Consider the following 16,202-nt stretch of genomic DNA (forward strand, 5'->3'; position numbering starts at 1 on the left):
CGCCCCGCCGCGCATGCACTTTCACGGAAAACGGGCCTATGGAACGCGTCATAGCCACGCTTTCCGTGAAAGTGCCCGGAGCTTGCGGCGTGGTGGGGGCGTGGGTGGGGGTGGGAGTGGTCAGGCGGGGGTGGGTTCGGGGGTGCGGGCGGCGGGGGCGGGGACGCGACCGTCCTGGATGGCGGTGAGCAGGGGGCGCAGGGAGAGGGCGATCAGCGAGGCGGCCAGGCAGCCACCCACCACGACGGCGACCCAGACCTTGCCGTCGGCGGCGCCGATCAGCGGGCCGGCGGTGACCGGGCCGATCACCCCGCTGATCCCGAAGATCATCGAGCTCATCGCGTTGTACCGGCCGCGCAGCTCGTCGGTGGCCAGCGCGTTGGTCAGCGCCGGCATCACCGGCGACAGCATGGTCTCGCCGAACCCGAAGATCGCCGCGCAGGCCACCACGCCGAGCGCCGCCACGAGGGCGTTGCCGGTGCCGATCAGGCCGGCCGCGCCGAGGGTGAGCCAGGCGGTCGCGAAGACCGCGCCGACCACCGCGAGCCCCCCGGTGCGGCTGCGCCCCTCCATCCGCCTGATCACCAGCAGTTGGGAGAGCACGATCATCAGGGTGTTGCCGGCCAGCGCCCAGGCGACGACACGCGGGGTCACCTCGACCACCCGGACCGCGTACGCGGTGAAGCCGACCTCGATCTGGGCGTACCCGCAGGTGGTGAGCACCAGGCCGAAGATCACCAGGCGGCGGAACGGGCGGTCCCGCAGCACGGTGAGGTAACCCCCGCCGCCCGTCTTCGCGCCCGCCGCGCCGGCGGCGAGCCGGTGCCCGACGTGCGGCAGGGTCAGCAGGATGATCGCCGGCGTCAGGTAGCTGAGCGCGTCGAGCAGGTAGATCGCCTGGAAGGTCACCGGTCGGGCGACGTCGACGATGGCGCCGGAGGTCAGGCCGCCCACGCCGATGCCGAGGTTGAGCAGGGCGAAGTTCAGCCCGTACACCCGCTGCCGCTCGTCGTCGGCGGTGAGCGAGGCGAGGATGGTGTTCTGCCCCGACCAGATCGCGGAGCTGCCGATCGCGATCACCGTGGCCACCCCGAACGCGGAGGCGGTCGAGTCGACCAGCGCGAGCGACCCGGTGCCGATCGCCTCGATCAGCAGGGACGGCAGCACCACCCGGCGGGCGCCGAACCGGTCGATCAGCGTCCCGCCCAGCGGGGAGAGCGCCAGGGTGACCGCGCCGTACCAGCCGATGACCAGACCGGCGCGCGGGTCGGAGAGCCCGCGCACGTCGGTCAGGTAGATGAACAGGAACGGCAGAGTGAGGCCGCGACCGATCGCCGACAGCAGGGTGCCGAGCAGGATGCGTCGGGCTTCCGGGCGGCGGGGGAGGGATCGGCGCAGCATGCCGCGATTCTTTCCAGCGGGTCTGACAGGTCGCGACGGAATTTGCCGCCGCTCGCGCCTGCCACGTGATCAAGCGCACGTCGACCGGCGCTGTCGGTCGGCTCTGCCATGCTGGCCCGGTGAGCGTGACCTGGCGACACCTGCCCGCATCGGCCCGCGAGATCGCCGTCGCCGCCACCGACGCCGTCGAGGCCGCGAAGGCCCGCGACGGTGCGGCGTACGAGGCGGCGACCGCGAGGCTCGGCGGGGCCGAGCGGTCCGGCCTGGTCCTCGGCGCGGTGGTGCGGCTGCTGCTCGAGGAGACCCACCCGGACGGGCTGGACGGCGACGACATCCGGCAGGTGCTGGAGCACTGCGTCCGGACGGCGGCCCCGTGGCGGCCGGAGGTCGACCCGCACGTGGTGCTGGTCCTGCTGGCCTCCGCGCTCGGCGTGTACGGCCCCGGCGAGGACGAATCCCCGCCCGATCCGGCGGCGATCGCCCGGCACGCCCCGCTGCTCGTCGCCGACCTGCTCGCGGTGACCGGCCGGCCGGTCGAGGGCTACCTGGGCGCGGCGTTCGCCGAGATCGAGCGGACCGAACGGCACGACTGACGTCAGGCCGAATGGTCGGGCGCATCGACCGATCGGCGCTGCTCGCATCGGCGGGCATCGCGATACGCTCCGCGCACAACATGATCGACTTGTCGCGGGGGCGGTTGATGGACAGACGTGCGTGGGTACGGCTCGCGGTCGTACCACTGGTCGGCGGCGCGGGCCTGGTGGGTCCGGCGGCGCCCGTGGCGGTCGCCGCGCCGGCATCGGTCACCCAGGCGGTGGCCGACGAGCTGTACGTGAGCAACAAGCAGTGCTCGCCGGGCGGGGACGGCAGCCTGGACAAGCCGTTCTGCACCATCTCGGCGGCGGTGGCCGTCGCCCAGGCCGGGCAGACGGTCCTGGTCCACGCGGGCAACTATCCGGAGGCCGTCTCCTTCACCCGCTCGGGGGTCGACGGCGCACCGATCACCTTCCGGGCGGTCAACAGCCCGGACGGTTCCGTCGCCGTCGGCAACACCAGCGGCACCGTCACCGGCGCGATCTTCACGCTTGCCGGGGTGCACGACGTCACGATCGAGGGCTTCCGCCTGGTGAGCGCGACGGGCCAGGCCGCCGCGGTGGTGGACGGCTCGGACCGGATCACCATCGACGGGGTCGCCGTTCTGGCGTCGCGTCCGCTGCTGGGTGCCGTGCAGATCACCGGTGATTCGGACGGCGTCACCGTCAGCCGGAGCTACCTGGGGAACCTGCCCGCCGGCAATCCGGGCCTCGCGATCGACGCCGGGGTCACCGGCGCGGTGGTGAGCGGCAACCAGTTCTCCTACTCCGGGCTGCGGGTGACCGACGCGCCGGGCACTGTGATCACCAACAACACCCTCGTGACGAACTGCGTCCGGGGGATCGACGTGACCGGGGCCTCGCCGGGGGTGTCGATCGAGAACAACATCGTGCGCACCAACCGGACCCGGCAGGCGTGCACCACGCCGGCCAACGCGACCGCCATCGCGGTCTCGGCCTCGTCCGTGGCCGGCACAGTGCTGGATTACAACCTGGTCGACCCGATCACGGGTGGGACCCTCTACTCCTGGGGCGACACGGCGTACCAGGACCTGGCCGCCTTCCGTGCGGCTACCGGGCAGGGCGGTCACGACATCGTGGCGGACCCGCTGCTCGGAAGCCAGAGGACCGCCATGCGGTCGTGGTTCCCCCTGGAGTCGAACTCGCCGGCGGTCGACTCCGGCAACGCCTCGGCCAAGGGGGTCGCCCGCACCGACATGCTGGGCAACCCGCGTACCGACAACCCCGCCGTCGCCAACACCGGCACCGGCTCCGGTTACCACGACCGAGGCGCGGTCGAGGCGCAGGGCGGCGTGATCGGCGGCCAGGTCGGCATCCAGCGGCAGCGGGGCAGCGATCCGTTCGCCGTGACGGCGATCGCCGCCCCGCAGTACGCCTGGCCGACCGACGGTGACGGTGGCGCCATCGCGTACAAGTTCGCCGACGAGAAGTTCTGGCGGGTGACCGACGCCCGAACCCGCGACCACTCCTTCCGCCGGGGCGGTCCGGCCTGCGTACTGACCCGGACCAGCTTCACCGGGTTCCGGGTCGCCGCCGAGTACAGCTACTCCCACTGCACCACGGTCGGGGCGCCCTACACGCCGGTGGCGCCGACCCGGCTGCTGGACACCCGGGCGGCGATCGGCACCGCCACCACCACGGCGGTGCCGCCGAAGGGCGAGGTCGTCCTGCCGGTCCCGAGCGTCGGCGGCGTGCCGGCCCGGGACATCACCGCGCTGGTCCTCAACGTCACGGTCACCAGGCCGACGGCGTCGGGCTTCATCACCGTCTACCCGGACGGCACCCCGCTGCCCAGCTCGTCGAACGTCAACTTCGTCGCCAACGAAACCGTGCCGAACCTGGTCACCGTGCCGATGGGCGACAGCATCCGCTTCCGCAACACCAGCAGCGGCACCGTGCACCTGGTCGCCGACCTGCAGGGCTTCCACGGCCGGCAGGGCTCCGGCTTCAAGCCGCTCAGCCCGGTGCGCGTGCTGGACACCCGGACGTCGACGCCGGTGGCCGGGAACGCCGACCGGCAGCTGGACTTCGCCGGCCGGCTTCCGGCCGACGCGACGGCGGCGATCCTGAACGTGACGGTCACCAAGCCGACCGCGGCCGGCGTGCTGAAGGTCTACCCGAACGGCTCGCCGGTGCCGGTGGCCTCGAACCTCAACTTCGTGGCCGGGCAGACGATCCCCAACCTGGTGATCGTCCCGGTGGTCGCCGGCAAGGTGATGATCCGCAACGCCAGCTCCGGCACCACCCACGTGGTCGCCGACCTGGCCGGCTACTTCGGCTCGGCCGCGTCGGGCGCCAACCAGGTCTACGTGCCGTACGGGCCGACCCGGATCGCCGACACGCGGGACGGCTCGGGTTGGCTGGGGGTCTTCCCCGGCAAGCTGGTCAGATACCAGAAGGCGTCGGTCGCGGTGAAGAGCGAGACGGGCTGTGGCGTCGAGTGCCCCCGGCCGACCACCGCCGTGCTGAACCTGACCGTCACCGCCCCGACGGCCGCGGGGGTGCTGACCGCGTACCCGGCGGGCGAGGCGGCGCCGACGGCGTCGAACGTCAACTTCGTCGCCGGGGAGACGGCGTCCAACCTGGCCGTGGTCAAGGTCGGCGCCAACGGCCAGGTCGCGGCGTTCAACAACAGCAGCGGCGACACCCACGCCATCGTCGACCAGTCCGGGTACTTCATCGCCCCGGCCTGACGGTTGCCGCCGGTCCGCAGCGGCCGCGCCCCGACACCGGGACGCGGCCGCTGCGCCGCCCGGGCCTGGCCGATCGGCCGACGGGCGCCGCCCGTCCGACCCTGATCACATCGGCGTCCGTCACGATACGCTCCGGCCAGGCATGATCGATTCGTCACGGGGGCGGTTGATGGACAGACGTGCGTGGGCGCGGCTCGCGGTCGTACCACTGGTCGGCGGTGCGGGCCTGGTGGCCCCGGCGGCGCCCGCGGCGGTCGCCGCGCCGGCGCCGGTCACCCAGGCGGTGGCGAGCGAGTTGTACGTGAGCAACAAGGACTGCGCGCCGGGCGGCAACGGCAGCATGACCGCGCCGTTCTGCACGATCTCGGCGGCGGCGGCCGTGGCCCAGCCGGGCCAGACCGTGCTGGTGCAGCCCGGCGCCTACCCGGAGGCGGTGACCTTCAACCGCTCGGGCACGGCGGATGCGCCCATCACCTTCCGCGCCGTCAACGGGCCGGAGGGCCGGGTCGACGTGGGCAGCGTCGACGGTAACGCCACCATCGGCACGGTCTTCACCGTGACCGGAGTGCACGACGTCGTGATCGAGGGCTTCCGGCTGGCGGCCCAGCCGGAGAAGACGCCCCTCGTGGTCGACGGCTCGACCCGGGTCACCGTCGACGGCGTCACGGCTTCCGTATCGCGCGGCCCCGAGGTCGTGCGCATCACCGGAGGGTCCAGCGACGTCACCATCAGTCGGGGCTTCTTCAGCAACGTCGCCGCGACTCCGCAGCCGGCGGTGCGGATCGACCCGGGCGTCACCGGCAGTGTCGTCGTCCACAACCAGCTCTACTACGGGGGTCTGATCGCCACCGATGTCCCCGGCACGGTGGTCACCAACAACACGGTGCTCACCTACTGCACCCGGGGAATCGACGTGGCCGGAGCATCCCCTGGGGTGGAGATCCAGAACAACGTCGTGCGCACCAACCGGCTCCGCGCGGCCTGCACCACCACGCAGAACGCCACCGCGATCGCGGTCTCCCCGCAGTCCGTCGAGGGATCCGTCGCCGACTACAACCTGATCGACCCGATCAGCGGCGGCGCCGTCTACTCCTGGGCCGGGACCAGCTACCCCGACCTGCCGTCGTTCCGCGCCGCCACCGGGCAGGGCGGTCACGACATCGCCGCCGATCCGCGCATCGCCAACTGGCAGGGAGCGGCCCGGATGTACTTCCCGATCGACCCGGCCTCACCGGCGGTCGACTCGGCGAACGCCGCCGCCAAGGGGCTCACCCGCACCGACATGCTGCTCAACCCGCACAGCGACAACCCCGCCGTCGCCAACACGGGCACCGGTCCGGGTTACCACGACCGGGGCGCGGTGGAGGCTCAGGGTGGCGTCAACGGCGGTCAGGTGGGCATCCAGCGCAAGCGGGGCAGTGACCCGCTCGCCGTGACCGCGATCGCCGCGCCCCAGTACGCCTGGCCGACCGACGGCGAGGGCGGCTCCATCGCCTACCGGTTCTGGGACGAGCCGTTCTGGCGGGTCACCGCCGCGCGGACGCTGGACCACTCGTTCCGTCGGGGCGGGGAGGCCTGCGTCACCACGCACACCAGCTTCACCGACTTCCGGAATGGGGCGGAATACACCTACTACCACTGCACCACGGTCGGTGCGCTCTACCAGCCGGTGACGCCGACGCGGCTGCTCGACACCCGTGCGGCCGTCGGCACCGCCACCACCACGCCGGTCGCCGCGAACTCCGAGATCGTGCTCCCGATCCCCAGCATCAGTGGCACGCCGGCCGCGGACATCACCGCGGTGGTGCTCAACGTGACGGTCACCAGGCCGACCGCCGCCGGGTTCATCACCGTCTACCCGGACGGCGACGGTGTGGGCGCGCCACAGTCGTCGAACGTCAACTTCGTCGCCGGGGAGACCGTCCCGAACCTCGTCACGGTGCCGATGGCCAACGGCCGCATCCGCCTGCGCAACACCGGCAGCGGGACGGTGCACCTGGTGGCCGACCTGCAGGGCTTCTACGGCCGGCAGGGCTCGGGCCTGAAGCCGTTCACCCCGACCCGCGTGCTGGACACCCGTACCGGCGCGGCGCTGGTTGCGAACGGTGAGCGGCGGTTGGACCTGTCGGGGAGGGTGCCGGTGGACGCGACGGCCGCGATCCTGAACGTCACCGTCACGAAGCCGACGGCGAGCGGCGTTCTCAAGGTCTACCCGGACGGGTCGCCCGTGCCGGTGGCCTCGAACCTGAACTTCGTGGCCGGGCAGACGATCCCCAACCTGGTGATCGTGCCGGTCGTCGCCGGCAAGGCGATGATCCGCAATGCCAGTTCGGGCACCACCCACGTGGTGGCCGACCTGGCCGGGTACTTCGGTTCGGCCGCGTCGGGCGCCGACCAGACCTATATGCCGCACGGACCGCACCGGATCGCCGACAGCCGGAACCGCACCGGCTGGATCAAGCCCTACGACGGGCCGTTCACGAAGTATGCGAAGGCGTCGGCCGGCGTCCTGGTGAGTCAGCAGTGCGACGGCGGATGTCCCCAGCCGACGGCGGCGGTGCTCAACCTGACCGTCACCGCGCCCACGGCCGCAGGGGTGCTCACCGCGTATCCGGCCGGCCAGGCCGCGCCGACCGCGTCGAACGTCAACTTCGTCGCGAAGGAGACCGCGTCCAACCTGGCCGTGGTGAAGGTCGGCGCCGACGGCCGGATCGCCGCGTACAACAACAGCAGTGGCAGCACCCACGTCGTCGTCGACCAGGCGGGCTACTTCATCGCTGCCCCCTGACCAGCCCGGCCCGCGGCGGCCGCGCCCGGTCTCGTCGACCCGGACGCGGCCGCTGCGCCGTTCGGCGCCTCTCCCGTCACCGACGACGGCCGAAGGCGCGGTCAGGGGCTGGCGGCGAGGAAGACGAACGCGGCCAGCAGCACCAGGTGGACCCCGCCCTGAAGGACGGTCGCCCGGCCAGGGACGACGGTGAGCACCCCGGTCACCGCGGTCAGCGCCAACAGGGCCAACTGGGTGCCGCCGAGGCCGAGCAGCAGCGGTCCCTCCAGCCAGATCGAGGCGAGGGCGATCGCCGGGATGGTGAGACCGATGCTGGCCATGGCGGAGCCGAGGGCGAGGTTGAGGCTGATCTGCACCCGGTTCCGCCGGGCGGCCCGGGCCGCCGCGACCTTGTGCGCGACCACCTCGGCGTGGTGGACGGCCGCGAGCACCGCGCCGGCCAGGAAGCCGGCCACCAACGCGACCGCGACCCCGGAGAGGTCGCGACCCCAGGTGAGGACGAGCAGCACGACCGCGAGGATGGGTATGAATACGGTCCAGTTGGTCAAACGGGATCGAATCAGCGCGATCATGCCGTCAACAATGCCAGGCGCGCTGATCGGTCGCCGACGGTCAGCGCTCGACCGCCCTGTGTCGTCGTCGCGTAGGTCGCCCCGCGGACCGGCCGAACGGTGGGGGTCGGTGGCCTTCCGGCGCTGCTTCATCGGCGCCCGTCGGTGTACGCTCCCCGCTCGGGACACTTGATCACGGGGGTGGTTGATGACAACCGGACGACTGCTGGCGCTGCTCGCGGTCGTACCGCTGCTCGCGGGTGCGGCCCTGGTGGGGCCGGCGGCACCCGCGGCGGTCGCCGGGCCGGCGTCGGTCACGGCCGCGGGAACGGCCGCCGGCGAGCTGTATGTCAGCAAGACCTGGTGCCCGGCCGGCACCCCGGCCACCCGGGACGGCAGCGCGGCCAAGCCGTTCTGCACCATCTCGGAGGCGGCGGCGGTAGCCGGTCCCGGCCAGACAGTGCTGGTGCAGCCGGGCGAGTACCAGGAGAACGTGAAGTTCACCCGGTCCGGCACCGAGGCCGCACCGATCACCTTTCGGGCGATCAACGTCTCCTGGCAGTGGGCGCGGGTGGGCAAGTTCAACACCGGCGCGGTCACCGGGACCATCCTCGACCTCACCGGCGTGCACGACGTGGTGGTGGAAGGCTTCGTCGTGTATGGCGCCAACTACGCCGACGGGGTGCGGCTGAAGGACGTCAACCGGATCCGCCTCGACAAGCTCACCATCCTGGGCGGCGCCTACGGGCCCACAGCGGTGCGGATCAGCGGCGCCTCGGACGACGTCACGCTCAGCCGGAGCTTCCTCCGCAACTTCGCCGGCCCGTCCGTCACCGTCGAGTCGGGCGTCACCGGCACGACGGTCACCGCCAGCCAGCTCGACGTCTCCGGCCTGGTCGCCACCGACGCCCCCGGCCTGACGGCCACCGGCAACACCGTCAACACCCAATGCCGGCGCGGCATCGAGCTGGCCGGTGCCTCGCCGGGAGCCTCGATCCGCAACAACATCGTGGTGACCGACCGGCTGCGTCAGCCCACCTGCGCGAATTCGGTGGAGGCCACCGCCGTCACCGTCTCCGCCGAGTCGGCGCCGCAGACCAGCACCGACCACAACCTGATCGACCCGCTGGGCGGCGGGCTGCCCTACGTCTGGGCCGGCAGCCAGTACCCGACGCTGGCCTCGTTCGTCGAGGCGACCGGGCAGGCCACCCACGACATCGTCGCGGACCCGAAGCTCACGTGGGCGGCCGGCCAGGACCGGGGCTACCTGGAGACCAGGGAGGGTTCGCCGGCGCGCGACTCCGCCGACGCGGGCGCCCGGGGCGCCCTCGACACCGACATGCTCGACAACTCCTACGCCGACGATCCGGCCGTGTCGAACACCGGGACCGGCAGCGGCTACCGGGACCGGGGCGCGGTCGAGGCGCAGGGCCCGGCCACCCAGGACCCGGTGCGGCTCGAACGCAAGGTCGGCGGTGGCCCGTTCGACGTGGTCGCCCGGACGGGCCTGCACTCGCCCTGGCCGGTCGAGCGGGAGCGGGCCGCGTACGCGTACAAGTTCACCGACGAGCCGTACTGGCGGGTGAGCGACTCCGGCACCGCCGAGCACACCCTGCGCCGGGCCGGCTCCGCCTGCGTCCAGGTGCAGGCCAGCCAGAGCGACTTCCGGGTGGCCAGCACCTACCTCGAACCGGTCTGCACGCAGGTCGGCGCACGATACGTGCCGGTGGCGCCGACCCGGCTGCTGGACACCCGGATCCCGATCGGCGTCAACTACGCCGCCCCGGTGGGCGCGAACGGCACCATCTCCCTGCCGATCGAGAGCATCGCCGGGGTTCCGGTGGCGGACATCAGCGCGGTCGTGCTCAACGTGACGGTCACCCAGCCGACCGCCGCCGGTTTCATCACCGTCTACCCGACCGGCGGTGGCTGGCCGAATGCGTCGAACGTCAACTTCGTGGCCAAGGAGACGGTGCCGAACCAGGTCACCGTGCCGGTGGTCAACGGGTCCGTCTCGTTCCACCACTCCGGCCAGGGCACCGTCCACCTGGTCGCCGACCTCCAGGGCTTCTACGCGGAATCCGGGTCGGGCTTCGCCCCGGTGTCGCCGGTGCGGGTGCTCGACACCCGCGAAGGCGCCGCGGTCCCGATCCCGGCCAACGGCACCCGCCCGCTCGACCTGTCCGGCCGGCTGCCCGCCGGCGCGACGGCCGCCGTGCTCAACGTGACGGTCACCAGGCCGAGGGCGAACGGGGTACTCAAGGTCTTTCCGTACGGCTTGGCGGTGCCCACCGCGTCGAACCTGAACTTCGTCACCGGGCAGACCATCCCCAACCTGGTCACCGTGCCGGTGGTCAACGGCCGGGTCAGCCTTCACAACCAGAGCTCCGGAACCACTCACGTCGTCGCCGACCTGGCCGGTTGGTTCAGCCCGAACGCCACCCAGACCTTCGTGCCGATCGACCCGACCCGGGTCGTCGACACCCGCGACGGCACCGGGCTCTCCGGTCGCGGCTCCAGGCCGCTGGCCGCCCGGGAGACCGTACGCTTTCCTGCGCTGATGCCGACGGTGAACTGCGTGCCGGCCTGCCCGGCCCCGACCGCCCTGGTGGGCAACGTGACGGTGACCGGCCCGACCGCGCCGGGCGTGCTGATCGCCTACCCGGCTGGGCAGCCGCGGCCGACCGCCTCGAACGTCAACTTCGTCACGGGTGAGACCGCCTCGAACGCCGCGGTGGTCGCGGTCGGCTCGGGCATCGAGTTGTACAACAGCAGTGCGGGCATGGCCCACGCCGTCGTGGACCAGTCCGGGTACTTCATCGGCCCGGCATCCTGATCCGGCCCGGCGCCGGCCATGGCAGCGTCCGGTCCGGGTTCTGCACGCATCCACAGGCGTCGTCCACAGTGGCGACGGATCGGATAGGCTGCCGCCGCACCTGCTCGATATCACGGGGGAGATCGATGACAAGACACGGCACCGCGTTGCTCGCGGTCCTGCCACTGGTGGCGAGTGTCGGTCTGACGGGGCCGGCGGCGCCTGCGGTGGCCGCGCCCACCGTCACCCAGGAGGCCGCGTCGCGCGCCGAGGTGTACGTCAACAACAAGGACTGCACGCCGGACGCTGACGGCAGCACGGAGAAGCCGTACTGCACCATCGGTGCCGCGGCCGCGGTGGCGCAGCCGGGCCAGACGGTGTTGGTGCATCCGGGTGACTACCGGGAGACGGTGACCTTCGACCGGTCCGGCACCCCGGACGCGCCGATCACCTACCGGGCCGTGCACAGCCCCGACGGTGAGGTCCGCGTCGGCGACCACTACACCCTCACCGACACCGTCTTCCGCCTGGCGGGCGTGCACGATGTCGTCCTGGAGGGCTTCATCGCCGCCACCTGGGGCAGCAGCAGCACCGTCGTGGTGGACCGCTCCTCCCGGGTCACCCTGGACGGCCTGGCGATCCGCAACCAGTTCGAGGCCCCCGCGCTGATCCGGCTCACCGGCGGGTCCAGCGACGTCAGGGTGAGCCGGGCGTGGCTGCGAGCCCACGGCGGGGCCGCGGGAGTGGTGGTCGAGCCGGGGGTTACGGGGGCGGTGATCACCGGCAACGCCTTCGAGGACAGCCGGGTGGACGTCACCGACGCGCCGGGCACGGTGATCACCGGCAACACCGTCGTCAACGAGTGCGACGTGGCGATCCAGGTGGCCGGCGTCTCGCCGGGCGTCCGGCTGCACAACAACGTCGTCCAGACCGCGGGCGGCCCCGAGTACGACCCGCAGCCCTGCGACGCTCCGTCGCGGGCCACCGCGATCTCCGTCTCGCCGGAGTCGTCCGCCGGGTCGACGTCCGACCACAACCTGATCGGCTCCCGCAGTGGCGGTGTGCCGTACCGGTGGGGCGGCACCACCCACGAGACCCTCGACGCGTTCCGGGCCGCCACCGGGCAGGGCGGGCACGACATCCTCGACCTGGTGCGACTCGACCGGCGCGGCCAGTCCCGCAGCTGGTGGGAGCTCGAAAGCGGCTCACCCGGCCTGGACAGCGCTGACGCCGACGCGCCCGCTGTGCTCCGCACCGACCTGCTGGGCAACCCGCACGCCGACCTGCCGCACGTGTCGAACACCGGCACCGGCAACGGGTACCACGACCGCGGCGCGGTGGAGTGGGTCGGGCAGGGCAAGGTCGGCGCGACCGGCTTCCGTCGGGTGCCCGGGGGCGGGTTCCTCGACACGGAGGCCACCGCCGTGCCGACGTACTGGTACCCGACGGACGGGCCGGGCGGCTCGGTGGCGTTCAAGTTCACCGGTGACCGGTACTGGCGGGTCGGGACCGCCGGGTCGTTGCGGCACACGTTCCGCCGGGCGGGGAGCGTCGTCATGAACGCCCGGGTCGATTTCATCGGCTTCCGCGCGGCCGACCTCAGCACGAAGTCGCGCGCCGGCAACGCCTCGGTGGGCCCGCTGTTCACCGTGGTCGGCTCGCTGTACCAGCCGGTCGCCCCGACCCGGGTGCTGGACACCCGGGCGGCGGTCGGCGTGCCCACCCGGACGCCGGTGCCGGGCAACTCGGAGGTCGTGCTGTCGATTCCCGAGATCGGCGGGGTGCCGGCGGCGGACATCACCGCGGTCGTGCTGAACGTCACCGCGACCCAGCCGACCAGCGCCGGGTTCCTGACCGTGTACCCGGACGGCGTCAAGCTGCCGGACGCCTCGAACGTCAACTTCGTGCCGAAGGAGACGGTGCCGAACCTGGTCACCGTGCCGATGTCCAACGGCAAGCTGCGCATCCGCAACACCGGCAGCGGCACCGTGCACGTCGTCGCCGACCTTCAAGGCTGGTACGGCGCCAAGGGCAGTGGCCTGCGGACCCTGGCGCCCACCCGAATGCTGGACACCCGCGCCGGCGCCGCCGGGCCGTTCCCCGCCAACACCACCCGGCAGGTGGACCTTTCCGGCAAGCTGCCGGCCGGCGCGACGGCGGCGATCCTCAACGTCACGGTGACCCGGCCGACGGCGAACGGAGTGCTGAAGGTCTTCCCGGCGGGCTCGACCGTGCCGGTGGCATCGAACCTGAACTTCGTCACCGGGCAGACCATCCCCAACCTGGTGACCGTGCCCGTCGTCGCCGGAAAGGTCAGCATCCACAACGCCAGCTCGGGTACCACCCACGTGATCGCCGACCTGGCCGGCTACTACGGCTCCGCCGCCTCGGGCGCCGTCGACGGCTACGTGCCGCTGGACCCGCACCGGATCGTGGACACCCGGGCGAGCATCGGCCTGGACGGCCGGGGGTACGGCGGTCCGCTCCAGCCGTACGAGAAGGTCGCCTTCCTGCCCCGGTACGTCCAGACCGCGTGCCCGGCGACGTGTGCCACGCCCACCGCGGCCGTGTTCAACATGACCGCCACCCGACCGAGCGCCCCGGGCGTCCTCACCGCGTACCCGCGTACCGGGGCGGCGCCGCCCACCGCCTCGAACGTCAACTTCGTCGCCGGTGAGACGGCCGCGAACATGGCGGTCGTCCGGGCGGGCACCGGCGGGGAGATCGCCGTGTACCACAACAGCAAGGGTGGCACCGAGCTGATCGTGGACCAGGCGGGCTTCTTCATCGCGCCCCTGTCCTGACGTACGACCCGGAGCCGGCGACCCCCGTGACCAGCGGGTTGTCGCCGGCTCCGGCATTTTCCGGTTCAGCCGCCCGACGGTGGGTAGGGATTCTGGTGGACGAGAAACGCTGCTCCCTCCCGCGTGGAGGGAGGTCGACCGGAACGAGGAGGATTGCCATGACCACCGTGGTCGAGAAGTCGATCGAAGTCGACGTCCCGGTCAGCACCGCCTACAACCAGTGGACGCAGTTCGAGGAGTTCCCCCGCTTCATGGGTGGCGTGCAGGAGGTGCGCCAGCTCGACGACCAGCGGATGCACTGGGTCGCCCAGATCGCCGGCGTCAAGCGTGAGTGGGACGCCAGGGTCCTGGAGCAGGTGCCCGACCAGAAGGTCGCCTGGGCGGCGACCGAGGGCGCGACCAACGCCGGTGCCGTCTACTTCCAGCCGGTGGGCGCGGGCCGCACCATGGTCCGGCTGCACCTGGAGTACGAGCCGGAGGGGCTGGTCGAGAAGACCGGCGACAAGCTGAACATCGTCGAGAAGCAGGCCGAGTCCGACCTGGAGAAGTTCAAGAGCTTCATCGAGTCCCGGGGCGCCGAGACCGGCGCCTGGCGCGGCTCGGTCGGCGAGGGGCACGGCGTGGGCACGCCGGGCGTCGCGCACGCGGCGTCGTCCCAGGGTGACAGCGGCAAGGCCGGTGTCTCGGGCACCGCGGTCGCGGCCGGCGCCGCCGCCGCGGGTGCCGCTGCCGCCGCCGGGATCGCCGCCGCCAAGCACCGCACGGGCGACGACGAGGACCGGACGCCGACGACCACCACCACCGACACCGAGTACGTGGTGACCGACGTCGAGGTCGTGCCCGACGCGGCCGCCACCGCGTACCCCGGTGGCCCGGTCAGCGAGCCGAACCGCCCGCTCTGACGTACCCCCTGCGGGGCCCGGCGGACCGACCACCCGGTCGGACCGCCGGGCCCCGCGCCTGTGCCCCTTAACCAAAACCAGTGATCCATTCAACTATGGCGCTGCGCCCGCCGCCGTACGGTCGGACGGTCACCATCCAGGTGGGATACGGGGCCCAGGAGGATTCCAGTGATCAGACGCAGTGTCGCCCGGCTCGCCGTCGCGTTCACGGGGGTGGTCGCCCTGCTCGTCGCGGGGCAGACCGCCGCCTACGCCGCACCGGCGAACGACGACTTCTCCGCCGCGACGACGGTGGGGACCACTCCCTTCACCACCACCATCGACACCACCGGCGCCACCACGGACCCGACGGACCCGACCGGGTGCGCCAACCGCGGGTCCGTCTGGTTCAGCTTCACCCCGACCGTGGACGGCCGCGTCGAGGCCCACACGTACGGCAGCGACTACTACAGCGTGCTCTCGGCCTGGACCGGTGGGCAGGGCTCCCTCACGCAGGTGGCCTGCAACGACGACAACGGCAGCCAGCGGTCGAGGATCCGCTTCGCGGTCACCGCGGGCACGACGTACCACCTCATGGTCGGCACCGGCGGCTTCGGCGACACCACCGGCGGTTCGCTGCGGTTCTCGCTCGACCAGGCCGTGGCGCCGGCCAACGACGACTTCGCCGACGCGATCACGGTAGGCGCACTGCCGTACGCCGACACCCGGAACTACGCCGGCGCGACCGCCGAGACCGGCGAGCCCTCGTCCTGCGGCGGCGCCGGCCACACGGCCTGGTACGCGTACACGCCGACGACCACCGGCTCGATCACGGCCCGGACGAACCCGGGCTACGCCGGCATCGCCGCCTACACGGGTTCCTCGCTGACCGCGCTCTCCCGGGTGGGGTGTACGCGCCTCTACGACTACGACCCGCTGACCTTCGTGGCGCAGGCCGGCCGCACGTACCTGTTCCAGGTCGGCTCGGACGGCAGCGCCGTGCACACCTTCCAGCTCGACGTGGCGGCCGACCCGACCGTCGACTTCTACCACTACCCGAGCGACCCCAGCTCCTACGACCAGGTCAGCCTCGGCAGCTCTGCCTACGACCCGGCCGGCGCCGGCTTCGCCTCCTTCGCCTGGGACTTCGGTGACGGGACGACGTCGACCGAGCTGTACCCGGTGCACCGGTTCCCCGGTGACGGCGACTGGACCGTCCGGCTCTCCGTGCGCACCCTCGACGGGCGCACCGCCTCGGTCAGCCACGTGGTGTCGGTCCGGACCCATGACGTCGCCGTCGTGAAGCTGAACGTGCCGTCGACGGCGCGGGTGGGGCAGACCATCGGGGTCGCGGTCCAGGTCCGGAACACCCGGTACGACGAGAACGTCCGGGTCGACCTCGAGCGGAGCACCCCCACCGGCTACGTGCCGGTCGGATCGTCCACCCATCCGGTACCGGCGACGGACAGCGGGAAGACCACCCGCTTCGTCATCGACTACACGGTCACGGCGGAGGACCTGGCCGTCGGCAAGGTCTCCTTCCGGGCGGTCGCCGAACTGCTCGACGCCCGGGACGCGCTCCCGTACGACAACGAACTGCGCTCGGCGCCGGTCAAGGTCGCCTGAACCGTCGACGCCCCGGACGGCCGGCCGCA

Annotated in this window: 7 protein-coding genes and 2 pseudogenes; 7 read left to right on the forward strand and 2 right to left on the reverse strand. The window is 72.3% G+C overall.

The genetic code is table 11. The annotated features are described in order from the left end of the window. Positions 1 to 120: 120 nt before the first annotated feature. Positions 121 to 1,401, reverse strand: coding sequence for an MFS transporter (locus ACTMTB_RS00110; protein WP_441141909.1), 1,281 nt, complete (start codon positions 1,399 to 1,401; stop codon positions 121 to 123). Between the two features lie 119 nt (positions 1,402 to 1,520). Here ACTMTB_RS00110 and ACTMTB_RS00115 point away from each other — a divergent pair, with 119 nt between their 5' ends. From ACTMTB_RS00115 to ACTMTB_RS00125, 3 genes are all read left to right on the forward strand, one after another. Beyond that, complete coding sequence (locus ACTMTB_RS00115) at positions 1,521 to 1,994, forward strand: hypothetical protein (RefSeq protein ID WP_441141911.1); 474 nt, start codon at positions 1,521 to 1,523, stop codon at positions 1,992 to 1,994. A gap of 107 nt (positions 1,995 to 2,101) precedes the next feature. Beyond that, on the forward strand, positions 2,102 to 4,708 hold the full coding sequence (locus ACTMTB_RS00120; RefSeq protein WP_441141913.1) for a right-handed parallel beta-helix repeat-containing protein: 2,607 nt from the start codon (positions 2,102 to 2,104) through the stop codon (positions 4,706 to 4,708). A 169-nt stretch (positions 4,709 to 4,877) separates the two neighbouring features. Beyond that, the gene (locus ACTMTB_RS00125) at positions 4,878 to 7,496 is read left to right on the forward strand and encodes a right-handed parallel beta-helix repeat-containing protein (RefSeq protein WP_441141915.1); all 2,619 of its coding nucleotides are present in this window, start codon (positions 4,878 to 4,880) and stop codon (positions 7,494 to 7,496) included. A 101-nt stretch (positions 7,497 to 7,597) separates the two neighbouring features. Here the strand turns inward: ACTMTB_RS00125 and ACTMTB_RS00130 are convergent. Then, positions 7,598 to 7,885: pseudogene (locus ACTMTB_RS00130) on the reverse strand (ionic transporter y4hA); the annotation flags it as partial. A gap of 370 nt (positions 7,886 to 8,255) precedes the next feature. On the opposite strand from ACTMTB_RS00130, the gene ACTMTB_RS00135 reads away from it, so the two are divergent. From ACTMTB_RS00135 to ACTMTB_RS00150, 4 genes and pseudogenes are all read left to right on the forward strand, one after another. Then, positions 8,256 to 10,883: a hypothetical protein gene (locus tag ACTMTB_RS00135; protein WP_441141917.1), complete on the forward strand. Its 2,628-nt coding sequence runs from the start codon at positions 8,256 to 8,258 to the stop codon at positions 10,881 to 10,883. Between the two features lie 125 nt (positions 10,884 to 11,008). Beyond that, positions 11,009 to 13,666, forward strand: coding sequence for a hypothetical protein (locus ACTMTB_RS00140; protein ID WP_441141919.1), 2,658 nt, complete (start codon positions 11,009 to 11,011; stop codon positions 13,664 to 13,666). Positions 13,667 to 13,824: 158 nt separating this feature from the next. Further along, positions 13,825 to 14,271 (forward strand): annotated as a pseudogene (locus tag ACTMTB_RS00145) (SRPBCC family protein); the annotation flags it as partial. A gap of 465 nt (positions 14,272 to 14,736) precedes the next feature. Next, positions 14,737 to 16,173 (forward strand): PKD domain-containing protein, encoded by a 1,437-nt coding sequence (locus ACTMTB_RS00150; RefSeq protein WP_441141921.1) that lies wholly within the window; start codon positions 14,737 to 14,739, stop codon positions 16,171 to 16,173. Positions 16,174 to 16,202 lie beyond the last annotated feature (29 nt).

The sequence above is a fragment of the Micromonospora sp. L32 genome (assembly GCF_052068055.1).
In the GTDB taxonomy this organism is placed as follows: Bacteria; Actinomycetota; Actinomycetes; order Mycobacteriales; family Micromonosporaceae; genus Micromonospora; species Micromonospora purpureochromogenes.

Excerpts from the sequence above, each read along its gene's own strand:
- ACTMTB_RS00110 (WP_441141909.1), bottom strand. The coding sequence starts at position 1,401 with ATGCTGCGCCGATCCCTCCCCCGCCGCCCGGAAGCCCGACGCATCCTG.
- ACTMTB_RS00140 (WP_441141919.1), top strand. The coding sequence starts at position 11,009 with ATGACAAGACACGGCACCGCGTTGCTCGCGGTCCTGCCACTGGTGGCG.
- ACTMTB_RS00135 (WP_441141917.1), top strand. The coding sequence starts at position 8,256 with ATGACAACCGGACGACTGCTGGCGCTGCTCGCGGTCGTACCGCTGCTC.
- ACTMTB_RS00125 (WP_441141915.1), top strand. The coding sequence starts at position 4,878 with ATGGACAGACGTGCGTGGGCGCGGCTCGCGGTCGTACCACTGGTCGGC.
- ACTMTB_RS00120 (WP_441141913.1), top strand. The coding sequence starts at position 2,102 with ATGGACAGACGTGCGTGGGTACGGCTCGCGGTCGTACCACTGGTCGGC.